Annotated in this window: 20 protein-coding genes; 5 read left to right on the forward strand and 15 right to left on the reverse strand. The window is 68.5% G+C overall.

What is annotated here, in order from left to right:
- Window position 1: 1 nt before the first annotated feature.
- From addA to G3T14_RS15875, 13 genes are all read right to left on the reverse strand, one after another.
- Complete coding sequence (gene addA, locus G3T14_RS15815; protein ID WP_163643502.1) at window positions 2-3481, reverse strand: double-strand break repair helicase AddA; 3480 nt, start codon at window positions 3479-3481, stop codon at window positions 2-4.
- Window positions 3478-3735, reverse strand: coding sequence for a hypothetical protein (locus G3T14_RS15820; protein WP_246733372.1), 258 nt, complete (start codon window positions 3733-3735; stop codon window positions 3478-3480). Before G3T14_RS15820 ends, addA begins: the two co-directional genes overlap by 4 nt.
- Before the next feature lie 56 nt (window positions 3736-3791).
- Window positions 3792-4205 carry a PIN domain-containing protein gene (locus tag G3T14_RS15825; protein ID WP_163643504.1) on the reverse strand — a complete coding sequence of 138 codons (414 nt, stop codon included), beginning with the start codon at window positions 4203-4205 and terminating at the stop codon, window positions 3792-3794.
- Window positions 4206-4281: 76 nt separating this feature from the next.
- Window positions 4282-7440, reverse strand: a complete 3159-nt coding sequence (gene addB, locus G3T14_RS15830; protein ID WP_163643505.1) for a double-strand break repair protein AddB — start codon at window positions 7438-7440, stop codon at window positions 4282-4284.
- 71 nt (window positions 7441-7511) lie between these two features.
- A complete protein-coding gene (locus G3T14_RS15835) occupies window positions 7512-8249 on the reverse strand; it encodes a nucleotidyltransferase family protein (protein ID WP_163643506.1) in 738 nt (245 codons plus the stop codon).
- 70 nt (window positions 8250-8319) lie between these two features.
- On the reverse strand, window positions 8320-8745 hold the full coding sequence (locus G3T14_RS15840) for a VOC family protein (protein WP_163643507.1): 426 nt from the start codon (window positions 8743-8745) through the stop codon (window positions 8320-8322).
- A 4-nt stretch (window positions 8746-8749) separates the two neighbouring features.
- On the reverse strand, window positions 8750-10279 hold the full coding sequence (tsaE, locus tag G3T14_RS15845) for a tRNA (adenosine(37)-N6)-threonylcarbamoyltransferase complex ATPase subunit type 1 TsaE (RefSeq protein ID WP_163643539.1): 1530 nt from the start codon (window positions 10277-10279) through the stop codon (window positions 8750-8752).
- A 170-nt stretch (window positions 10280-10449) separates the two neighbouring features.
- A complete protein-coding gene (locus tag G3T14_RS15850) occupies window positions 10450-12852 on the reverse strand; it encodes a PAS domain-containing sensor histidine kinase (RefSeq protein WP_246733376.1) in 2403 nt (800 codons plus the stop codon).
- 413 nt (window positions 12853-13265) lie between these two features.
- Window positions 13266-14666, reverse strand: a complete 1401-nt coding sequence (ahcY, locus tag G3T14_RS15855) for an adenosylhomocysteinase (protein ID WP_163643509.1) — start codon at window positions 14664-14666, stop codon at window positions 13266-13268.
- A 403-nt stretch (window positions 14667-15069) separates the two neighbouring features.
- Window positions 15070-16686: an AMP-binding protein gene (locus tag G3T14_RS15860; RefSeq protein WP_163643510.1), complete on the reverse strand. Its 1617-nt coding sequence runs from the start codon at window positions 16684-16686 to the stop codon at window positions 15070-15072.
- A 10-nt stretch (window positions 16687-16696) separates the two neighbouring features.
- Window positions 16697-17296: a nitroreductase family protein gene (locus G3T14_RS15865; protein ID WP_163643511.1), complete on the reverse strand. Its 600-nt coding sequence runs from the start codon at window positions 17294-17296 to the stop codon at window positions 16697-16699.
- Between the two features lie 418 nt (window positions 17297-17714).
- Window positions 17715-17954, reverse strand: coding sequence for a hypothetical protein (locus tag G3T14_RS15870; RefSeq protein WP_163643512.1), 240 nt, complete (start codon window positions 17952-17954; stop codon window positions 17715-17717).
- Between the two features lie 111 nt (window positions 17955-18065).
- Window positions 18066-18293, reverse strand: coding sequence for a hypothetical protein (locus G3T14_RS15875; RefSeq protein WP_163643513.1), 228 nt, complete (start codon window positions 18291-18293; stop codon window positions 18066-18068).
- A gap of 142 nt (window positions 18294-18435) precedes the next feature.
- On the opposite strand from G3T14_RS15875, the gene G3T14_RS15880 reads away from it, so the two are divergent.
- Window positions 18436-18657: a hypothetical protein gene (locus tag G3T14_RS15880; RefSeq protein ID WP_163643514.1), complete on the forward strand. Its 222-nt coding sequence runs from the start codon at window positions 18436-18438 to the stop codon at window positions 18655-18657.
- A 4-nt stretch (window positions 18658-18661) separates the two neighbouring features.
- Here the strand turns inward: G3T14_RS15880 and G3T14_RS15885 are convergent, their stop codons facing one another.
- Complete coding sequence (locus G3T14_RS15885; RefSeq protein ID WP_163643515.1) at window positions 18662-19237, reverse strand: glutathione peroxidase; 576 nt, start codon at window positions 19235-19237, stop codon at window positions 18662-18664.
- 250 nt (window positions 19238-19487) lie between these two features.
- Here G3T14_RS15885 and G3T14_RS15890 point away from each other — a divergent pair, with 250 nt between their 5' ends.
- Window positions 19488-19979: a PRC-barrel domain-containing protein gene (locus G3T14_RS15890; RefSeq protein WP_163643516.1), complete on the forward strand. Its 492-nt coding sequence runs from the start codon at window positions 19488-19490 to the stop codon at window positions 19977-19979.
- A 115-nt stretch (window positions 19980-20094) separates the two neighbouring features.
- On the opposite strand, the gene G3T14_RS15895 is transcribed toward G3T14_RS15890, so the two are convergent.
- A complete protein-coding gene (locus G3T14_RS15895) occupies window positions 20095-20547 on the reverse strand; it encodes a histidine kinase (protein ID WP_246733373.1) in 453 nt (150 codons plus the stop codon).
- Between the two features lie 212 nt (window positions 20548-20759).
- On the opposite strand from G3T14_RS15895, the gene argJ reads away from it, so the two are divergent.
- Genes argJ through G3T14_RS15910 form a run of 3 tightly spaced genes read left to right on the forward strand, consistent with a single transcriptional unit; the run spans window position 20760 to window position 23160 of the window.
- Window positions 20760-22010, forward strand: a complete 1251-nt coding sequence (gene argJ / locus G3T14_RS15900) for a bifunctional glutamate N-acetyltransferase/amino-acid acetyltransferase ArgJ (protein ID WP_163643517.1) — start codon at window positions 20760-20762, stop codon at window positions 22008-22010.
- A gap of 50 nt (window positions 22011-22060) precedes the next feature.
- The gene (locus G3T14_RS15905) at window positions 22061-22744 is read left to right on the forward strand and encodes an SIMPL domain-containing protein (RefSeq protein WP_348645286.1); all 684 of its coding nucleotides are present in this window, start codon (window positions 22061-22063) and stop codon (window positions 22742-22744) included.
- Window positions 22741-23160 (forward strand): (deoxy)nucleoside triphosphate pyrophosphohydrolase, encoded by a 420-nt coding sequence (locus G3T14_RS15910; RefSeq protein WP_163643518.1) that lies wholly within the window; start codon window positions 22741-22743, stop codon window positions 23158-23160. Before G3T14_RS15905 ends, G3T14_RS15910 begins: the two co-directional genes overlap by 4 nt.
- Window positions 23161-23168: the final 8 nt, after the last annotated feature.

The raw sequence follows: 23168 nt of genomic DNA on the forward strand, positions 1-23168 counted from the left end.
CTCAAGCGGCCCGTGCCGCGAGGGCGTCGAGCGCCCTGGCGACCTCGTCATCGGTGAGGCGCCGGATCGTCGGGCCCGACGTCCAGACCAGCATCGGGACGATGCGCCGCCCCGGATAGATCTGTCCGAGCAATGCGGCGTAGAGCGCGATCTGGCCTGCCTCCGCCTCGGGCAGCGCCGCATCGTCGGCCGGCGGACGGCCTGTCTTGAAATCCGCCACCAGTACCGCGTCGTCGGCGACCGCGAGACGGTCGACCCGACCGAAGACCGGGCGCTCCCGTCCCCCCACCAGAACCCGACCGGACAGGGTCACCTCAGCGCGCGCCTCGTGGGCGAAGAGCGGCGCCAGAGCGGGCTCTTCGAGAAGATGCAGGGTCGCGGTGACGATGGCGTGTCTTTTCGCGCGATCGAGAGTAGGCGCCCGCGCACGCACATAGGCACCCGCGGCGGCTTCGCGCTGGTCGGGCGCGATGCGCGGCAGGTGCTCCACCAGCGAATGGATCAGGGTGCCGCGGCTGCGGGCCTCCTTGTCCGTTTGGCGACGCCCCGGCTGGCGACGCGCATCGGCGGCACCGAGCGCTTCCGAGGGACTCACCGGCGGTGCGGCCTCGACCTCCGAACGCACCGGTGCCTCGAGCCATGGCGGCAGCGGCGTCGCGACCGCTGGCGTCGGCCGAGAATCCGACTCACCCCCACGCGGTGCCCCGTCACGCCACAGGGTGACGGGCCCGTAAGGCGTTTCGACTGCCGATCCCGCTCCGAAGCGACGCTCCTGGCCGAGACGGATCATCTCGCACCACGCCGACTCGGCCTGGACCTCGTGCCCGCGATAGGGCGCGATCACCAGACGATCGGCCGCGCGGGTCATCGCCACGTAGAGCAGGCGGTTGTGCTCCTCACGCGCCCGGGCTTGGAGGGTGGCACGGGCCTGCGCGATCGGCTCGCTGTCGTAGCCCTTGGCGCTCGACCAGACCGGCGGCATTAGGGCTCCACCGCGCCGCGGCTGGCCCGGCGCCATGGCGAGGAGCGGCGGGTCGTTGCGCCCAAGTGGCTCGCAGCCGTCGATCACCACCACGAGGGGCGCCTCCAAACCCTTGGCGCCATGGACGGTCATTACCCGGACCTCGTCGCGGCCGGATTCGAGGTCGCGCTTGACCGTGTGACCCGCTTCCCCGCGCCCCGGCACAGTATCGTAGCGGGCCAGAAAGCCGCCGAGCGACGGCGCATCGGTCGCCTGCTCGGCCTGGGCAGCCGTCATCAGGAAGACGTCGATGGCGTCTCCCGCCTCGCCGCCGAGGCGAGAGACCAGCGCGCGGCGCCCGCCATGAGCTCCGAGGAGAGCGGCGTAGAACCCGAACGGCCCCTCGCGCAGGGCGAGATCGATCCAGAGCGTCAGCGCGGCCAAGCCACGGATCGCGGCCGGATCGCCAGCTGCGGCATGGCGGGCGAGGGCGTCCTCCAGGGTCTCGGCTTCGGGCCGCAACGCTGCGATCCGCACGAGATCGTCGTCGTCGAGGCCGACCAGCGGCGTCTTGAGCGCGCCGGCCAAGGTCAGATCGTCGGCGGGCAGCAGACCAGCCCGGCCCGCCGCCACGAGGTCGTTAACCGCGATATGGGCGGCGATATCGAGGCGGTCCTGCCCGGCGACGGGGACGCCGAGCGCCTTCATCGCGCGGATCACCTCCTCGAACGCGGCCGAGCGCTTGCGCACCAGGATGAGGATTTCCCCCGGACGCCAGATTCGGCCCGACTCGTCACCGGCGGTGGTCCAGGTCTGTGCCGCCCGCGCGATCCGGCGGGCGGTGACGATGGCGGGCGCATTGGTCTCGGGCGCGTCTACAGGGGCGGCCCAGGCATCCGGCTCGGGCGACTCGGCCGGCTCGGCGATGCCCCAGAGTTCGACCGCACCCGGTGCCGTCGCCCGCGCGGTGGTGTGGGTGGTGCCCACCGCCGCATCCTCGAAGGACAGGCCCTCGTAATGCTCGGGGATCGCGAAGGTGGCGTCCACCGCGCTGAGCACCGCATTGGCCGAGCGAAACGACAGGGTGAGGTGGACGTCCTCGAACGCCAGACCGGCCCCCGACGCGGCGACCTGCCATTCCCGCCGCGTGGTCTCGAACTCGCGCGGCTCAGCCCCCTGGAAGCTGTAGATCGACTGCTTGGGATCGCCGACCGCGAAGCGGGTGCGCGCGACGTCGCGCGCGCCTTCGCCGGACGCGAAATCGGCGGTGATGCGCCGCAGGATTTCCCATTGCTGCGGGTTGGTATCCTGCGCCTCGTCGACGAGCACGTGGTCGACGCCGCGGTCGAGCTTGTACAGGACCCAGGTGGAATCGACCCGTGCCAGCAGGTCGAGGGTCTTGTGGATCAGGTCGTCGAAGTCGAGGGCGCCGAGGCGCGCCTTCTGCGCCTCCACCCGGCGATGGATTTCCGCTGCCAGCGTAAACAGGGCGCGGGTGCGTTCCAGGGCGCGGACCCCGCGCAGTGAATCGTAGAGCGGCACAAGCCGGTCGCGCTCCTGCAGAAGGCTTTGCCGAGCGTCCTCCGGGATCGCCTTGGTGCCGAGACTTTTATCGGCCTTCGCGGTGCCCTTCTCGGTGAAGAAGACGGAGCGGTAGGCGTCCAGCGCCTGCACCCGGTCGATGGCCGCAGCGACCTCCATCAGCTTGTCGGCGATGCCGTCATCGGTCGCCTTGCCGGTGCGCATGCGGGCCGCGAGGTCGGCCAGATCGCCGAGCCCGCCGTCGAGGATCCGGTCCTCCACCGCCATCACGCTATCGTCGGCGCTCACCCCGAGTGCGTCCGCCAGCGCCGCCAACGATCCTGCGAGGCCGTGGCGGTTGGCGAGCACGCCGCGGGCGCGCAAGGCGGACCGGATCACGCTGCGCAGGGTGTCCCCGGTCGCCTCGGCATTGACCAGCGCCCAGGCGTTGGAGAGGTCGTGGTCGCGCCCCGAGATCGCCTTGGCGAACACATCGTCCAACGCCGCACCGAAGGCCGCCTGGGCCGTGTCGTCGTCGAGGACTTCGAACCGTGCCGGCACGTTCGCTTCGAATGGAAACATGTGCAGCAGGCGCTCGCACAAGGCGTGCAGCGTCTCGATCTTGAGGCCGCCCGGCGTCTCGACCGCACGGGCGAACAGCCGCCGCGCCCCCTGCAGCGTTTTTCGCGAAGGCGTGACGCCGGTCAGTTCGCGAAGTTCGGCGGTGAGGGTGGCGGTATCCAGCGTCACCCAGCGGCCGAGCACCCGGAACACCCGGATCGACATGTTGGCGGCCGCCGCCTTCGTGAAGGTCAGGCACAGAATGCGCGCAGGCGGCGCCCCGTCGAGAAGGAGCCGCACCACCCGGTCGGTGAGCACCTTGGTCTTGCCCGCCCCCGCATTGGCCGAGACCCAGGCCGAAGCCCGCGGATCGGCCGCCCGGCGCTGGGCAGCCTTGGTGATGTCGTCGACGACGAAGGCTTCGCGGGAGGCCGTCACGAACCGGACCGTAGCGCGTCACCGGGCTCGGCAGGCACATCCGGCGCGTGATCGAGGATCGCCAGGGCGGCAGCGACATCGGCGCGAGACGCGCGTGTCCGCATGTCCTGCAAGCCCTTTTCCTGCAAGCCCTTTTCCTGCAAACCCCGCTCCTGCAAGCCCCGACGGTGCCCGAGGCCCTCGGCGATGAGAGCGACGAGTAACTGATTGACGGACACGTTGTCTTCGTCGGCAGCGGATTTCGCCTGAGACATCACATGGTCGGGCAGTCGGAGGGCAAAGTTCGACATGGACGGATCTCCGAAATCTCTCACGTCTCGATCAGCGTCTGCGGCGTCACGGCTCGGAGCCCTAAGGCCGCGACGGCAGGGTGTCGGAAATGGCGATCATGCGTCACGATGGTCGCGGCTTCCGCGGCAAGGGCGCACTCGACGTAGAGGTCGTCCTTCGGATCGTCGAGGAATGGCCGAAATCGGAACCATGGCACAATCGGCACCGCCGTCGCGCAGAGCGCATCGAGGATCGTGTCGATCCCACCCGCCTCGATCCACGGCGTCGGCCCGAGCAGACCCGGCCGCTTCACGACAGCCTCATATTCGAGCACCATCGCAGGCGACGCCGCGAACGCATATCGACCAGTCAGCATCCCACGCAAAACAACGTGGGGTGCTCCATTCCGTGATCGAAGCCCAGACAGCACCACATTGACGTCAACGACGATCACCCCAACAATCTGATATCGCATACGATATCAGTCAAGCCGCAATGAGAGAGCAAGCCGCCGGGAGGCGGAGAGAAACTCACGTCTCTCCCTCCCCGCCGAGAGACCATTCGAGCACGCGGGCGAGGTGGTCGTAATCGCCGTAGGATTTCGCGAATTTCGGATAGGGCCGCGAGACGTAGGCCGCCTCCCCGGCCAGGAACCGGGCGACGAGGCCGCGAAACCGGGCGGTGTGCTCCGCAACGATCGCGGCGACCTCGCGGGGATCCCCCTTCGGCGGCTTCACCGCGAGGGGCTCGAACGGTTTGCGACCGCCCGAGGCATGGACGTAGAGCAGTTCCGGCGTCTGGTCGGTCTTGGGAAATCCCGCGAAGGCGCCGTGCATCAGCATCGCCGCCTCCAGGGTGAGCTGCGGCGAGAACCCGGCGAACACCTCCTTGTTGCTCGGAGGCTGCCCGGTCTTGAAGTCGACGATGCAGGCGCTGCCATCGCGGCGCTGCTCGATGCGGTCAGCACGGGCGCGCAGGGTGAAGGTCTCGGCGCCCATGGGGATCGGCCACTTACCCGAGAGTTCGGGATCGACCCGGGCGAGCGCGGCACGGCGCTCGGCTTCCCAGTCGAGGAAGCGGACCGACAGACGCTCGTAGCGCGGCCACCACTCGGCATAGAGCTGCGGGTAGGTGTCCTTGATCTGGCTGAACGCATGCCGGGCGAGATCGCCAAGCGTCTCGGACGCGGGCGAGAGTTCGGGAAGACTCGTCGGGTAGGCCTTGGCGAACTCCCCCAAAATCTCATGGATCAGGGTGCCGCGCTCGGCGGCGCCCGGCAGCGACGCGACCGGGTCCAGCGGATCGAGCCCGAGCACGTGGCGAGCGAAGATCACGTAGGGGTCGCGCACCAGGGTCTCGACCTCGGTGACGCTCAGGGTCCGGGGGAACAGGGCCGGATCGGGCCGGGGCTTGGGCTGGGTCAGGCGCGGCTGTCCTGCGCCGGGGCCGCGATCGAGGGCGGCCGCATAGGCGGCGTAACGCCGGCCCTCGCCGAGCGCGCGGTTCCACGCCTTTTCGCCCGAGAACGCGCGCAGGCGCTGGAGGAAGCGCGACGGCACGGTGGGCGCACCCTCGCGCTTGGCCGCGCGGGTGATCACCGCGTCGTGGTTGCCCAAAGCCTGGACGAAATCGTGCGCTGTCTGGCCGATCCGGCGCTCGGGCGGGTTGAGGCCGATGCGCTCGCGCATGGGCCGGTTGAGAAACGCGTCGGTGACCGTCTTCATCGGCCAGACGCCCTCGTCGAGCCCGCCGAGCACGATCCGGTCGACGCTCATCAAACGGGCTTCGAGCAGGCCGAGAATCCGCAGACGCGGATGCGGACGAGGACGCCCGTCGCCACAGGCCACGGGCCGTTCGCGAGCGAGTGCGGTAAAGAAAGCCGGGTAGTCGGAGAAGCGGCCGGGCAGTTCCAGCGCTTCCTTGGGCTTCGTCTCACTCAGCCCTTGCGAGAGGTCGTCGAAGAGCGTGTCGAGGATAGCGAGCGATGCGTCATAGTCGGGCTCCGGCTCGTCATCGGCTCCCGCGAGCAGCTTGTCGAACACCGCATTGTGGCAGGTGGCGTAGGCAACAAGGTTGCCGATGCCCGGATGGTCGCCGCCGAGAAACCCGGCAAAGGCCGTTTCGAGACGCACCAGGAGATCGGAGGCCAGATCCCAGTCGCGATCGGTGAGCCGGCGCTTGGCGCGTGGGCGCCGGCCCGTGGCGGTGCGCTGATCCGCGACCGCGCGGTGCAGACCGGCAAAGCCCGGCGCCGGAGCCGGGCCGCGCAGGGTCCCGATCTCCAGGGCGGCGGCCGCACGCATCACGTCGCGGCGGGGCAGCCCGAGGCGGACATAGGGGTGCGACAGCAGCGTGATGATCCTGGCCGGCTGCAGGTCGGCGGCGAGTTCTGCGGCGAGCCGCGCGAGACGTCCGGCAGGGCTCAGCGACAGGGCCACGCCGGCGGAATCCTCCGCCACGATGCCCCAGCGGGCGAGATCGGCAGCGACCCGCACCGCCAATGCCCTATCGGGTGTGACGAGGGCCGCGGTGGCGCCGGGTATCTCCAGGGTTTCGCGCAACGCAATTGCGATGATCAGCGCCTCTTCGCGTTCGTCGGTGGCCTCGACGATGCCGATCCCGGCCATTCCCGCTTCGGCGAGGCTCTCGCGGGCCGCGTCGTCGAGTTCGGCCCAGGCCTCGGTGGTTTCGGCCGGGCGCAAGGCCTGCGAAAGCAGGGCGGCGCGGGCCATTCCTTCCGCACTCGGCACACCGAGCGAGACGACCGCATCGCGCTCCAACCCAAGGCCGCCGGGGCCGAGCAGGCGATGCAGGATCGCCTGCGGATGACCGTGGGCGACCTCCTTCGAGACCCCCTCCCCGGTCTCGATGGCATCCCAGCCGATGGCATCGAGATCGCCGTCGAGGCCCGGCAGCACCACCGCGCCGCGGGGCAGAGCCGCCACCGCCGCGATCAGCTTGGCGGTGGCCGGCACCGAGCCGGTGGAGCCCGCCACGATCACCGGGTCGGACGGGCGCTCCCGGCGCAGACGCGTGGCCTCGGCCAGAACCAATTCGCGCGAACGGGCCACCGGGTCGCTCGATTGGCGCTCGGCCAGCGCCTCGGGCCAGAACTCCGCGGCGATCTTCATGAAATCGAGCGTAAGACCGAAATAGCGCGAATACTCGGCTTCCACCGCGCTGCCGATCTCGGCCCAGGGCAGGCCAGCGACGGTGAGCGCGTCCATCAAGCGTTCGAGATCGCCGGCGAGCGCCACCGCATCCGCCGGCGAGGATGGCACCAGGAACGGCACGTCGTCGTCGATGGGGAGGAGCGCGCGGTCGACGCGTTCGGCCCAGAGCTGCACGAGGCGGGCGAGGATCAGCCGGCGATCGAGCGGCCGAATCGCCGGGGCTAGCACGTCGGACCCGTTCTCGAGATGCGCATTGGCGGCAAGATCGAGTTCGGCTTCATCCGCCTCGCCGAGCGGCACGAGGCGCGGCAGCAGGGCGGCCCGCCCGAGGCGCGCGGACAGGATCGCTGAGAGCGCCCGCGTCGCCCGCTGCGTCGGTAGGTAGAGGGTGACGGCGGCGAGCGCGAAGGGATCGTCCCCGAGATCGCCGACGAGGCGACCGGAGATCAGCGCCTCGGCCAGTGTCGGCAGAAAGGGCGCGCCGGGCGGAATGGTGAAGACGTGGGAGGCGCTCATCCGCCTATCCATGGCATCGAATTTAGCCCGGACGAAAGCCGCTTGCGTGCGATTGAGTGCGACCGACGCGCCTAAAGCACCGGCGCGCTCGCCTTCACCCGCGCCTCTGCGGCAACGATCGCCTCCGGCGTGCCGACGTGGAGCCATTGGCCGTCGAGCCGCAGCCCGTGCAGGCGCTCGGCCGCGATGGCGCGATCGAACAGCAGGTTGAGGGAGAACGCGCCCTCGGGCGTATCGGCGAACAGGCCGGGCTTGAGGATCGCGACGCCGGCATAGATGAACGGCGCGACCTCGCGCTCGCCGCGCCGCTCCAGGCGCCCGTCGGACTCCATCACGAAATCGCCCGCCCCCTCGTAGCCGAGGCTGGTGGCGGTGGGGGCGACGAGGAGGAGGATGTCCATCGTCTCGGGCGCCCAGGCGGCGATCAGGCGGCCGAGATTCGAGTCCGGCCCCTCCAGCCAGAACGAATCGGCGTTGAAGACCACGAACGGATCATCGCCGAGCAGCGGCAGCGCCTTCTTCACCCCGCCGCCGGTCTCCAGCAGCGCGTCGCGCTCGTCGGATACGACGATGGTCGGCGCTGTCTTTCGCTTCGCGACATGCCCCTCGATGAGATCGGCGAGGTAATGGACGTTGACGACGGCGTCTCGGATGCCGCCTTCCGCTGCCCTATCGAGCGCGTGGTCGAGCAATGCCCGACCGGCGACCTCGACCAGGGGCTTGGGCACCGTGGCGGTGATCGGCCTCATGCGCTTGCCGAGGCCGGCGGCGAGGACGAAGGCGCGGGTGATGGCGGGCGTATCGGTCATTCCGCAGGGTCTCGCCGAAGGTGTCGGAGGGGAAGATAACGGGATCATTGGGAAGCGTCGGCGCCCGCCGTCAGGCGGGCAGGCGCACGGTGCCGTCGGGGAGCGGAAGCAGGCCGGGATTCCAGGCGACCTCCCAGAGTGTCCCATCGGGATCGGCGAAGTATCCCGAATAGCCGCCCCAGAACACCTCCTGCGCCGGCTTCACCAGCACGCCGCCAGCGGCCTGCGCGTGGGCCAGAACCGCATCGGTCTCCGCGCGGCTGGCAGTGTTGTGGGCCAGGGTGAAGCCGCGAAAACCGGAGCCCTCGGGGGCGGTTCCGACATCCTCGGCCAGTGCCGTACGGGGATAGAGCAACAGCACGAGGCCGCCGAGCTGGAAGAAGGCAATCCCCTCGGACGCATAGGCCGAGCGGGTCCAGCCGAGCGCCTCGTAGAAGCGCACCGCCCGATCGAGGTCGGCGACGCCGAGGGTGACGAGGGTGAGGCGCGGGTCCATCGGCTCAAGGTTCCTCGGCGCCAGCCTCAGATACCGGCTTCGGAACGAGATCCGGCAAATGCTCCTCGTGCCACAGGCGCAGGCGCGTCAGCGCCGGGTGAGCGAGGTTGCGGCTGAGATAGCCTTCGATGCGCGGCAAGTGGGCGAGGTAGCCGGGCTTGCCGTCGCGCCGGTCGAGGCGGGCGAAGATACCCAGGATCTTGGTAGCGCGCTGCGCCGCCAGCACCGCATAGGCCCGAGCGAAGCCCTGCATGTCGAAATCGGGCTCGCGGGCTCGGCGCTCGCGGACGTAGAGGCCGAGCAGGCGCAGCTCGAACTCGGCGGTGGCATCGACGCGGGCATCTTGCAGCAGCGACGCGAGGTCGTAGGCCGGGTGGCCCAGCACCGCATCCTGGAAGTCGATGACGCCGATGCGCTCCAGGCCTTCGCGCTGGGGCAGCCAGATCAGGTTCGGCGAATGATAGTCGCGCAAGGTCCAGGTCGGGCGTTCCGGCTCGACCCCGCGCAGAGCCTCGGCCCACAAAGCCACGAACTCGGAGCGGGCCGGACCGGTCAGGCTCGCGCCCCGGATCGCCGGACAATACCAATCGGGCAGCAATTCGGTCTCGAACAGCAGGGCTTCGAGATCATAGGGCGGCAGGACGTGATCGATCCCGTCCGCCACCGGCAGCACGCCGGGAAGTTCGGTGGCATGCAGCTTGGCGAGCAGGCGTACGGCCTCCGCGTAGCGCTCGGGCCGTGGACCGTTCGCGTCGACCACCGGCTCCGAGCCGAGGTCCTCGATGATCAGCAAGCCTTCGTTCAAATCCTCGCCGAAGATGCGCGGCGCGGAAAAGCCGAGCGCGCGCAAGCCGCGATCGACGCCGACGAAGGCGTGGACGCTCTCGGCGAGCTTGACGATGGCGCTGTAGGGCTTGCCGTTGCGCACCGGCGGGCCGTCGGCGCGCGCGGGCGAGATCATCAGCACGGCGCTGGTGCCGTCGGGCTTCACCAGCCGCTCGTAGGCGCGCGACGACGCATCGCCCTGCATCGCGATCCGGGCGGCCTCGTCCCAGCCGCTGCGGTCGAGCAGAATGCGCAAAGCGCGCGCCCGCTTGAGCCGCGCGGCCATGCCGCCGCTGCCGTCGATACGGGCAAAGCGCGCGCCGTCGCCGTATTCGGCGCGCAACGACAGGTCGATTGAGAGAATCGGACCTTCGCGATAACCGAGGCGCTCGGGCCATTCCACAAGAGTGATGGCGGTCTCGGCCATCTCGTCGAAGCCGAGTTCGACGAGTTCGTCGGGGCTGCGCAGACGGTAGAGGTCGGCATGGACGATCTGGCGGCCGCCCTTGGCCTCATAGGGCTGGATCAGGGTGAATGTCGGACTCGGTACGTCGAGGGCGGGGTCGTCCGCGAGTTCGCGGATCAGGGCGCGGGCCAGGGTCGACTTGCCGCCGCCGAGGCCACCCGACAGGGCGACGAGATCGCCCGGCATCAGAAACTCGGCGAGGAAGCGGCCGAGATCCTCGGTGGCGCTCTCATCGGGGAGCATGATCTCCCAGGCCGCCCGTCCCTCACGCTGGGGCGTGTCCGCACCGTCCTCGTTCAACGCTCAAATCCTCCATGGCCACGCGCCGGAGACCACCGTACCCGGCCCGCGCTCAGTTACGGCGGATTATAACGGAGTCTTCTTAACCAAATCGCGGGATGGCCGAAGGCTCCCTACTCGGCGGCCGCCCGGCGCGGGGTCGGCTCCGTGATCGGGAAGATGCAGGTGACGCGGGTGCCGGCACCGGGCATCGAATCGAGCACGACGTGGCCGCCATGCAGTTCCACGAAGGAGCGCACGATGGACAACCCGAGGCCGACGCCGCGGTGGCGCGTGCCCAGGGTGTTGCTCTCGAACCGGTCGAAGACGCGGGCGGCCACCTCCGGCGGCATGCCCTGGCCCTGGTCGATGACCGCGAGGGTGAGTTCGCTGCTGCTCCGCCGCACCTCGACCCGGACGTGCTGACCCGGCGTGGAGAATCCCACCGCGTTGGAGAGCAGGTTGAACAGGATCTGGCGGATGCGCTTGCCGTCTGCGACGAAGCTGCCGATGTCGTCGGGCACGTCGAGATCGAGGCCGATGGCCGAATCCGAAAGGCGGTCCTCAAGCCCCCTCACCGCCGCATCGACGGTGGCGCGCACATCCACCACCTCGCGGGAGAGCTCCAGGGAGCCCGCATCGATCGAGGCGAGGTCGAGGATGTCGTTGATCATCACGAGGAGCGCGCCGGACGAGCGCATGATGTGGCCGGAATATTCGCGCTGGCGCTCGTTCAGGGCGCCCACGGTCTCGTCACCCAGCAACTGGGTGAAGCCGATGATGTTGGTGAGCGGCGAGCGCAACTCGTAGGAGACGTGGTTCACGAAGGTGTCGCGCAGGCGCGAGGTCCGCTCCAGCGCGTCGTTCTTGTCGGTGAGCGCGCGCTCGACGTTCACGCTCGCGGTGACGTCGATGAGGGTGAGCAGCGTCGCCCCCTCCGGCAGCGGCTGGGCGGCGCAATCCAGCACCGTGCCGTCGACGATCTCGAGCCGGCAGGTCAGTCCGGCGCGGCTCTCGAGGCCGGTGATGGCGCCGCGGATGTCGAGCCACGGCTCCTCGTCGGGGGACAGGACCCGGCAGGCGGCGATGACCGCATCGACGCGCGGCCGCTCGGTGAGGGTCGCCGCATCGAAGCGCCACAAGGTGGCGAAGGCGCGGTTGGCGAAGGTCAGGCGTCCATCGGCGCCGAACACCGCCACCGGCTCCTTGAGGGTGTCGAGGGTCTCGGCCTGGACCCGCATCAGCGCATTGTAGCGCGATTCGAGTTTCATGTTCTCCGAGACGTCGTCGAACAGGTAGGTCAGGCCGCCCTGCGGATTGGGATCGGCGACCACGCGCAAAGAGCGCCCATCGGGCAGGTACCACCAGCCCTCGTTGGCCTCCACCGCCCGGTAGGCAGCAAGTACGTCGGCCTTCCACGACTTGAAGTCGGCCTGTTCGGGAAGCTTTCGCAGGGCACGCAGCCGGTCGAGGATTTCCCCGTCCAGGGGACGGCTCTCGAGGAAGGCCTGATCAAGACCCCAAAGGTGGCGATAGGCGGCGTTGTGGAAGATCAGGCGCTGGCGCGCATCGAACATCGCCACGGCGGTGGGCAATTGATCGAGGGTGCGGACGTTTGCGTCCATCTGGCGCTGGAGATCGGCGCGCACACTCTCCAGTTCCGAAACATCGACCGCGATGCCGACGCGGCCGCTCTCCACCGCCGTCTCGGTGACGTCGAGGATGCGGCGTCCGCCCGCCACCACCGCCGAGAGCCGCAGGGCCGCGCGGCCACCGGTGGCGAGACGCTTGCCATCCTCGCGGGCGATGAGGTCGCGGGCCTGCCGGTCGAGCAGTTCGAGCCCGCCGGCCACTGCGGCCTCGCGGGTTCCGGCTTCCACGGCCGCCACATAGGCGGTGTTGACCCAGTTGAGGAGGCCCTCGCGGTTGCGCCGCCAGACCGGTTGCGGAATCGCGTCGAGCAGGCTGCCCAGGGCGACGAGCCCGCGCTTGGCCTCGTCGAGGGTCAGGCGCAGATCGAGAAGCTCGCGATGCTCTTCCGTGGTCTCGCGCAGCCGCAGCAGGGCGCGCCCGGAGAGGGCCTGCCCATGCGCGTCGATGAACCGGCCCGATTGGGTGCGCAGGCTCAGGCGGAAGCCCGTGCCCCGCGCCCGCAGGGTCTCGACGGCGGTATCGAGGGTCTGCGCGTCGCCCACATGGAGCCAGGCGCTGAAGGCGAGGAGCCCGGACTCGCCGTCGCCGTGACGGCGGCCATCGGCGAGGCCGACATCGCCCTCGATCGTCGGGTCGCCCCGACCCAGCCATGTGACGATGACCTGCCGCTCTGAATTCAGCAGCATGTCGGCACGGTCATGCGCCCCGCGCAGCATGCCGAGCTCGGTCATGAGATCACGCTCGCGCCGGGTCCAGCGACCGCGCTCGCGCATGTGCAGGAGGGACAGGATCGTCGAGAAGACCGTCAGCCCGATGAGGATCGCGAGGCCGGCGGCGTTGTGCGTGTGCTGGCCGAAACCCGCGGCGAAGGCAGCCGGGTCCATCGGTGCCTCGACCGCAAGGACGGGATTCACGCCCATGGCGACGACGAGAGAGCCGGTGCACACCACGGCGTGCACCGTTCGATAGACCCTCATGATCCGTCCCGCCTCCACGAATCTTCGATGAGGCGCGGACGCGCCGTTCCCGCTTCGAGCCAGAAGGGGCCGTCCGCGGATCACTCCACCTGAGGAATCACCCCACAGTAGCGCGACCCGGAATCCCGCCGGAAGGGGGTTAAGCTTAACCTTTTCGCCTCGGACTCAGATCGGCCGTGGGGGGCGCAGAAAAGACACACTTCGGCGGGCAGCCGGAACCGCTCTCCCCAAAACGAAAAGAAGCCCGGCGGAGCCGGGCTTCTCGTCGTCAGAGTTTCAGTCTTGGCATCGGTCCTGGCGGACTTCGGCCGGCAGAAAGCTCAATAGCGGTAGTGGTCGGGCTTAAACGGGCCGGTCTCGGACACGCCGATATAGGCGGCCTGCTCGGGGCTGAGCTTCGACAGCTTCACGCCGATCTTCTCGAGGTGGAGGAGCGCCACCTTCTCGTCGAGGGCCTTGGGCAGCGTGTAGACCTGACGCTCGTACTTGCCGGGGTTGGTCCAGAGTTCGATCTGGGCCAGGGTCTGGTTGGTGAAGGACGCCGACATCACGAAGGACGGGTGGCCGGTGGCGTTGCCGAGGTTCACCAGGCGACCCTCCGACAGGAGGATGATGCGGTGGCCATCGGGGAAGGTGATCTCGTCCACCTGCGGCTTGATGTTCGACCACGTCATGTTCTTGAGACCCGCGACCTGGATCTCGTTGTCGAAGTGGCCGATGTTGCACACGATGGCGCGGTCTTTCATCGCCCGCATGTGCTCGAGGGTGATGATGTCCTTGTTGCCGGTGGCCGTCACGAAGATGTCGGCGCGCGGCGCGGCGTCTTCCATGGTGACGACCTCATAGCCTTCCATGGCGGCCTGGAGGGCGCAGATCGGGTCGACCTCCGACACCAGCACGCGACAGCCGGCGTGGCGCAGAGACGAAGCCGAGCCCTTGCCGACATCGCCGAAGCCGGCGACCATGGCGACCTTGCCAGCCATCATCACGTCGGTGCCGCGGCGGATGCCGTCCACAAGCGACTCGCGGCAGCCGTAGAGGTTGTCGAACTTCGACTTGGTGACGGCGTCGTTCACGTTGATCGCCGGGAAGAGCAGCTTGCCCTCCTTGGCGAGGTTGTAGAGGCGGTGCACGCCGGTTGTGGTCTCTTCCGAGACGCCCTTGATCGAGTCGGCCAGACCCGCGAACCAGCCCTTCGGCTTCTCGGCGAGCTTCTTCTTCAGGAGAGCGAAGAAGATCTCTTCCTCTTCCGACTCGGGCTTGTCGAGGAAGGCGGTGTCACCGTTCTCGGCGCGCAGACCCAGGTGGACGAACATGGTGGCATCGCCGCCATCGTCGAGGATCATGTTCGGCAGCGAGCCGTCATGCCAGTCGAACAGCTTGGAGGTGTAGTCCCAGTACTCGGTCAGGGACTCGCCCTTGATGGCGAAGACCGGGATGCCGGCGGCGGCGATGGCGGCGGCGGCGTGGTCCTGGGTCGAGTAGATGTTGCAGGACACCCAGCGGATGTCGGCGCCGAGCGCCTTCAGGGTCTCGATGAGCACGGCGGTCTGGATCGTCATGTGCAGCGAGCCGGCGATCTTCGCGCCCTTCAGGGGCTGGCTCGCACCGTATTCCTCACGCGTCGCCATCAGACCCGGCATCTCGGTCTCGGCGATGGAAATCTCCTTACGGCCGTAATCGGCCAGGGCGATGTCCTTGACGATGTAATCCTGGGCCATGGGTGTCTGCTCCGTGTCTCGCTGCGTGTTGGCAGGGGCTATAGCAGGGGACGGAACGCGAAGCAATCAAGACATAAAGATGTCTTTATGCGAATAAGTCCAAACGACGGCGGGAATGCCGGATCACCTGCCGCCCAGGTTCAGCCCTGCCTACCGCGTGCGCCGGGCACTCAGTATGGTTCTGGACTTCTTCCTGGTGGTACTCGATGGCGATGCCTGTGCCGACCGCGTGTAGGATCGAACCGCGACTGAACTGGCTGGGCTCGTGGAACTGCGGAAAAACGAGGAGCCGCTAGCTCTCTCTTAAGGCACACTGATCTCGCAGCCGCTTGGGTCGCGGGTCCTGCCATGTCACCGGCCCCGCCACAGAGTGGGATCGCGACGGCCACCCGGCCTGCGCGGCTCACCCCTCGTCGCGCAATTGCCGCCGGATGATCTTGCCAGTGGTCGTCATCGGCAGGCTCGCCCGAAACACGATCTCGCGCGGATACTCGTGGGCGGAGAGGCGCTGGCGCACGAACGCCTGGATTTCGGCCGCGAGCGCGTCGGACGCCACGAAGCCTGCGCGCAGCACGACGTAGGCCTTGACGATCTCGGTGCGCAGCGGGTCCGGCTTGCCCACGGCGGCGGCCATCGCCACCGCCGGATGGCACCCGAGGCAATCCTCGATCTCGGTGGGGCCGATGCGGTAGGCGGCCGAGGTGATGAGGTCGTCGTCGCGGCCGACAAAGTGGATGTAGCCGTCGGCGTCGCGGCGCGCGGTGTCGCCCGTCAGCATCCAGTCGCCGCGAAACTTCTTTGCCGTCGCCTCGGGCTGGTTCCAGTATTCCAGGAACATCACCGGGTCGGGGCGGGCGACCACGATCTCACCGGGTTCGTCGATGGCGGTTTCCGTGCCGTCCGGGCGCTGGATCATCACCCGGTGACCGGGCACGGGCCTGCCGGTCGATCCGGCCCGCGCGACACCGGCGGCCGGGCATGCGGCGAGCACGAGGTTGCACTCTGTCTGGCCATAGGCCTCGCCGATGGTGAGGCCGAGTTCGGCCCGAGCCCAGGCGAAGGTCTCGGGGCCGAGCGCCTCGCCGGCCGAAGCGATGTTGCGCAGCGTCGAAAGGTCGAAGCGCCCGCGCGGGTCGGGAACCGTACGCAGCATGCGCAACGCCGTCGGCGGCAGGAATACCGTGGTGATGGCGTGCTCGGCAATGAGCCGCAGGGCCGCTTCCGGCTCGAACCGCGCCGTCGGCTGCGCGACGACGGGGACGCCGAGGCGCAGGCTCGGCAGGGTGGCGTTGAGGAGGCCGCCGGCCCAGGCCCAGTCGGAGGGCGTCCACATCCGGTCGCCGGCCTTCGGCGGGAAATCGTGCATCATCGCGAAGCCCGGCAGGTGGCCGAGAAGCACGCGATGACCGTGCAGCGCTCCCTTGGCGAGGCCGGTGGTGCCGGAGGTGTAGATCATCAGGGCCGGATGGTCCGGACCAGTCTCCACCGCTGTGAAATCCGGCGCGGCCGATGCGATGAGGTCGGCATAGCCGAGCGCCCCCTCGGCCGGGCCGTCGAGACACACGACGTGGTCGAGCGCTGGTAAGGATGCGCGGAGCGTCGCGATCTTGGCGAGGCCTGCCGCATCGGTGATCAGCGCCCGCGCACCGGAATCCGACAGCCGATAGGTCAGGGCGTCCGGACCGAACGCCCCGGCCAGGGGAAGCGCGATGGCACCGAGCTTATAGGCGGCGCCGTGGGCGATGATCACCGCAGCCGATTGGGGCAGCAGCACCGCGACCCGGTCACCGGGTCGGATGCCCAGCGCGCGCAACGCTCCGGCGAGCCGGTTCGAGCCCTCGCGCAAGGCCCCGAAACGCGTCGTCTCTACCGCCCCGTCGGAAACCTCGAGGATCGCCACGCGCTCGGGCTCGATTGCCGCCCAGCGATCACAGACATCGACGCCGATATTGTAGCGCTCCGGAATGTCCCAGGAAAACCCTGAGACAAGCCCGGCATAGTCGGGGGCGGCCCGCAGCACGATCGTCGGCTCAGAGCTTGGCGCCGGGGAACCCACCGGCGAACGCGAAATCCGTGATCGGACGGCGACCGTTCGGGGTCTCCTTGGCGCGCTGCTCATCGGTGAGGTCGGCCTGCGGAACCGCGCGGCCCACCGCGTAGGCGGCTTCCACGTGGCTGCCCTCGGGTACGGCGAGCAGGGTCGTCGCGCGCTCCTTGTCGAAGCCGCCCATGCCATGGGCGTGCCAGCCCTGCCGAACCGCCTGGAGCTGGAAATTGGCCGAGGCAGCCCCGGCATCGAGCGAATGGCTCTCCGACGGCTTGAGCACGTCACCCATCTTCATATGCGTGTTGGAGACGAGGATGATGAGGGCACCCGCATCCTTGGCCCAGGCTTGGTTCGCGGGGACCAGCAAGTCGAGGAACGGCGCCCAGTGCGGGGTATCGCGCAGGGCATAGAGGAAGCGCCAGGGCTGGGAATTGTACGAGGACGGCGCCCAGCGCGCGGCCTCGAACATCCGCAACAGTTCGGCTTCCGGCACCGCTTCGCCGGTGAACGCGCGGGGCGACCAGCGCTCGATGAACAGCGGGTCGATCTCATGGTCGGGCTGGCGCGGATTCACGAACGTCACTAGGCAGTCTCCGAAGACAGGTTGGAGGGCGGCGATGGCTACAGCACAACGCCATGCACGAGGACGGGGTGTCCACGCAAATGACGCCGGGCCGCAGGCACCTTGGCCCCAACGAGACCGCAGGGCCGCCGCGCTCAGCAGATCCGCCGAGGCAATGTTCGACAAACGCTTGGCAGACACGCAACAGACTGAGATGAGAACCTGAAGAGACACCGTAAATGTCGAACGCATACCCAGGATTCCGGGTCGATCCACCGTAGCGGACCTTGCGAGCGTGAGCCGGCGTCTCAGCTGAAGTGTCAGTGGTAGCTGATTGTCTCAGGGCGTCCCCGCCGCCCGGCCGGCACCGAAACGGTGCTCGGCCTCGCGATCGTGCCCGCGACGGCTGACGATATTGAGCCGTCGCCGGTCCACGGGCTCAATCGACGACTTTCGCCCTCGGGCGGTCATTGCCCTGCGATGTCTCATCGTGCCAGGCACCCTTGCCGTCCTGGTACCGAATTCCTTCGGTGGAGCCTGGGACCTGCTGCTCGGCCGCAACGGCCTGGGCCGCCTGCAGCGCCTCGTCGTGGCTCGGAAACGTCTCGGAGAAGACGTCTCCGAGCTTGTAGGCGTAACCGCCGTCGTGCTCGACGATCCGATAGACGATCTCGGACATGGGATGATCCCTCCTGTGTCGCTCCCGACGCCACGTTGCGCGTCGGTCACGTGGGTGCGTGTGGGAGGTCGAACCACACGGGGACGGCGGAGGTTCCGTGACGCGCCGCTCTCAGTGACGGGTCGGGCCCGGCCAGGGAAGGTTCGCGACCGCGGCCTCGCAGCCTGCGATGAGCGAGCCCCGCACGTCCTCGGCGGCATAGCCCGGCCCGTCCGGGAAAGCGACGACGTGGACCACCGCGTCTTCCTCGCGGCGGATGCGGGCGACCCAGCCCTCCGGCGCTCGCTCGAAAAAGACCTCGAATGCGGCACCGGCCTGCTCGAACCGATGGGGCTTCATCTCATATCTCCCGAAGGCCGGCCTCGACAGGAGGGTCGGGTCACCTCGCGAAATTTGGGATGTTGGTCTATCGGATAAAAGACCCACCCCGTCGGTCGTCACTTCGCCTCATCACTCCTACGCCTAACGACAAGGAGCGCGCATGCGCGTCGCGGCCCCAATCGTTCTGCTGCCGCTCCTGCTCATCGGGACCGGCGCCTCCGCGCAGTCGAGCTTCTTCGGCAGCGCGGAGCGAACACCGGCCAATCCCTTCGCCTCGAACTACGCCTCCCCGCCGGTGCGCGCCTCCGGAGAGCGGGTACGCCGGGTCCGGAGCGCCCCACGCCACGCGCCCATGCGTCCCCCGCGCGACGTTCCGCGATGAGCGGTCAACCGGTGGGAAGTTCGTTGGCGATCGCCGTGACGATGCGCGGGTCGTTGGGCTCCACCGGGGACGGCCACGCGCCGATCAGGCTGCCGTCGCGCGCGACCAAGTACTTGTGGAAGTTCCAATTCGGCGTCGAACCCGGCTTCTCGACCGCCGCCCAGCGATAGAACGGATGCGCCGAGGGACCGCGGACATGGGTTTTGGCGACCACCGGGAAGGTCACGCCATGGTCCTTGCGCGCAGCCTCCGCGATGGCGAGGCCGTCGAGGGGCTCCTGATTGCCGAAATCCGGCGACGGGACCGCAATCACGGTGAGACCGCGATCACCGAAACGCGTCCATAACGCCTGGAGACCGGTGAGTTGCCCGGCATAGCCGCAGGCGGTGGCGGTGTTGACCACCAGGATCGGCTTGCCGGCGAGTCCGGACAGGGCGAGCGTGCCACCCTCGGGTTTCTCGAACGAGAAGGCCCGGGCATTCACCGTATCCATGCCCGCCGCCCGCGCGCCTCCGGCGATGGTGGCGCCCAGCAGGACGAGGGCATGGCGGCGTAGGATCGGTCTCGACTGGATCGGCATGAAGCGGCTCCCGAGTGGTCCGGCGGGCTCGCTCCGCCGAAGATGCCGGGGAAACTAGTGCGCTTTCGACCAAGGTGGACCCGTCTCGGCGGAAGAAAAAGCAACCATGCGCAAACGCAGAGCCGACTTTGCAGCCTGCAATGAAACACGATGCGGAGGCGAGGGATGTCGCGACGAGGAACCTTCGGGCGAGCTTGAGCTTGAGCGTGCGTCCCCCCATCAGCCTTCCCCACCGGAAAGACGAATCCTCATGCGCAGCCTGTTGCTCGGAACGACTGTCCTCGTCGCGAGCGCGACCCTCGCTTTCGGCCAGACCCCTGATGTCCGGTCCCCCACGCCATCCGCGGCGGTCCAGTCCGTGCCGGCGACTCTCGCCAATGACCTCCGCCCGACCTTCGTGGTTCAGAACCCGAGCGACATGGTGACGTCGAAGCTCGTCGGCCTGACGATTCAGAACGGCGCCAACGAGACGATCGGCGAAATCGCCGACGTGGTTCTCGACGAGAAGAGCACGGTGAAATCCTGGGTCGTCGGCGTCGGCGGCTTCCTCGGAATCGGTACGAAGTACGTCGCCATCGACCCGAGCGCCCTGAAGCTGTCCCGCGTCGACAGCGCGACCCTCAAGGCGACCATCGATACCAACAAGGATCAGCTCCGCGCAGCGCCGGAATACATCTATCTCGGCAAGACCAAGGACACCAAAGCGGACGCCAAGCCGGCCGAGCCCGCCAAGACCCCGTAGGCTTCGAACGCCGACAGGTTTGCGCGATGCGCCTATGGCGTATCAATGGGCTGAGAATAGACGGTCGGAGACTGTGTCTTCGATCGTCCCATCGATCAGTTTCGACCTAGCGGGATCAGGCCCTGCACCCGAGTGCTTCGCGCACGGTGACCGCCACCGCGTCGGGGCGAACATCCAGAGCCACGACCCGGTCGCCGCCCGGACCATCGACGCCGTCGGACATCTCGAGATTCCGCAGTAAGGAGGATTTCGACAGGTCGCTGGCGAACACGATTCGCAGATCGGGCCGAAGTGCGAGCGCTTCGCTGGCAAGCTTGTCGCAACACAGCTCACCTTTCAATCCGCGATCGGTCACGAGAACGTCCACCGGCAATCCGAGCGCGAGGACCGTCATCGCATCCAGTCCGCAATCCACCGTGGTGGTGGCGTACCCCGCCCTGCGAATCTGCGACGCGACTTCATCGCGCCAATGCTTCTGTTGGCCAGCAATCAAAACCTGGACGCCGTAGGCGCCGCCCTGCGCGGAAGTTTGTTCCATGGTCGAGAATTCCCACTCACGCCTGGACATACGTTCTCGATACCGCCGTTGCATTGCGTTGCAGCATGTTATGTCACGAAGTCGCCGGCAAACAAGCCCGATACCTGCCGGTCCGGTGTTTTCGTTTAGACAATCCCGAAGTCGGCAAAGGCGTTCCGGCGGTTGACGGCGCGCTCACCCACAGGGCAACACGGCGCGGCCGCACGCACCTGCCGCGGCGGATAGCCGGAGCCGATCAAGCGATGTCATCCGCGAAGAACCCGCCCGTCTCGCCCCTCGCGCCCCGTACCGTGCCGGATCTGCCCGCGATCCGCGGCGTGGGGCTCGCCACCGCGCAGGCCGGCATCCGCTATTCGGGACGCACCGACGTGCTCTACGTCGCGCTCAGCGAAGGGACGCAGGCGGCCGGCGTCTTCACCCGCTCGAAATGCCCATCCGCTCCGGTGGATTGGTGCCGGACGGCGCTCGGACGCCCCGGTGCCAGGGCGTTGATCGTCAATTCCGGCAACGCCAATGCCTTCACCGGCCTGCGCGGACGCGAGGCGGTGGAGCAGACAGCGCGGATCGGCGCCGCAGCCGCCGCCTGCGCGCCCGAGGACATCTTCATCGCCTCGACCGGCGTCATCGGCGAGCCGCTCGATGCCTCGAAGTTCGAGGGCGTGCTGGCCGATTGCGCGAGCCGGACCGAAACCGGCTCCGCGGCGTGGGCCGCGGCAGCGCAGGCGATCATGACCACCGATACCTTTGCCAAACTCGCCACCCGCACCGCCACCATCGACGGCACGGCGGTGACGCTCAACGGCATCGCCAAGGGTGCGGGCATGATCGCCCCCGACATGGCAACGATGCTCAGCTTCGCCTTCACCGACGCCGCCCTGCCCCAGGACGTGCTTCAAACCCTTCTGACCACGGGCACCGATACGAGCTTCAACTGCGTAACGGTGGACGGGGACACCTCGACCTCCGACACCCTGCTGCTGTTCGCAACCGGTGCGGCCGGCAACGCGCCCGTGACCGATCCGGCGGATGCGCGCCTCTCCGACTTTCGCGAAAAGCTCGACGATCTCCTGATCGAGCTGGCGCAGCTGGTGGCGAAGGATGGCGAAGGCGCGCGCAAGTTCGTCACCGTCGCCGTCGGAGGCGCCACGAGTGATGCCTCCGCTCACCGCATCGCCATGTCGATCGCCAATTCCCCCCTTGTGAAGACGGCGATCGCCGGCGAGGACGCCAATTGGGGCCGAGTCGTCATGGCGGTGGGCAAGGCCGGCGAGCCCGCCGACCGCGACCGCCTCGCCATCTGGTTCGGCGATGTCCGTGTCGCCCGCGAAGGCGCCCGCGACCCGGATTACAGCGAGGATGCGGCCAGCGCCGTGATGCGCGAATCCGATGTCACCGTGCGGGTCGACCTCGGCCTCGGAACCGGCACGGCGCGCGTGTGGACCTGCGATCTCACCAAGGGCTACATCGAGATCAACGGGGATTACCGGTCGTGAACCGGGGTTTTTGCGCGCTCTCCGGCCTCGCTCTGCTCTGTGCCGGTCCGGTGCTTGCGCAGGACGGTGCCGGTGTGAAGTCCGCGATCCAGGACGGACGGATCAGCGTGACCGGCCGGGCGCGGGCGGAAGCGGCCCCGGACTTCGCCACCGTCGAAATCGGAGTCGACGCCAAGGGCGCCACACCGGCCGCGGCCCTCGACAGTGCCAGCGCTGCCGCAAAGGCGATCATCGCCCTCGCCGCGGAGTTCAAGGTGCCGGATGCCGATATCGGCACCACGGCGGTGACGCTCCAGCCGGTGACGCGCACCATCCGCCAGCCCGACGGCACCCAGACCGAAAAGCCCGACGGCTACCGGGCCGCCAACATGGTCCGGGTGCGGCTCGCGGACATGGCGCGGCTCGGCGAGCTGATGCGCAAGGCGCTCGACGCCGGTGCCAACCGCATCGAGAGCGTCGGTTTCGGCTTGCGCGATCCGGATGCCGCCGAATCCGCCGTGCGGGTGGCGGCGATGAAGGATGCGCGGGCGCAGGCGGGCCATCTCGCCGAAGCGGCGGGCGTGACGCTCGGCCGGGTCATCACCATCCAGTCCCCGCCGCAGGGCGGCGCGCAACCCTATCTGGCGGCGGCCGCACCGATGCGGGCCAAGCGCTCCGGGGCGCCGGTGCCCCTGGTTGCCGGCACCATCGAGAGCGCGGCCGAGGTCGCCGCCACTTTCGCGATCGCCCCGTGAGCCATCCGCCCCTGCACATCCTCCTCGTGGTCGCCGTGGCCCTGGTCGACATCGATGGGCGCGTGCTGCTGGCCCAGCGCCCGCCCGGCAAGCAGCTCGCCGGATTGTGGGAGTTCCCCGGCGGCAAGATCGATCCGGGCGAGCGGCCCGAGGAGACGCTCATCCGCGAATTGTCGGAGGAGATCGACATCGTCGTGAAGGAGGCGTGCCTCGCCCCCCTTACCTTCGCGAGCCACGCTTATCCCGACTTCCACCTGCTGATGCCGCTCTACGTGTGTCGGCGCTGGGAGGGCACGCCACGGGCGATGGAGGGCCAGGTACTGAAATGGGTACGCCCGCGCGACCTCAAGGATCAGCCGATGCCGCCGGCGGACGCGCCGTTGATCCCGTTCCTGGTGGATCTGCTCGGACCTTGATGGGTCTC

It is taken from the genome of Methylobacterium sp. BTF04, assembly GCF_010692745.1.
Lineage (GTDB): Bacteria > Pseudomonadota > Alphaproteobacteria > Rhizobiales > Beijerinckiaceae > Methylobacterium.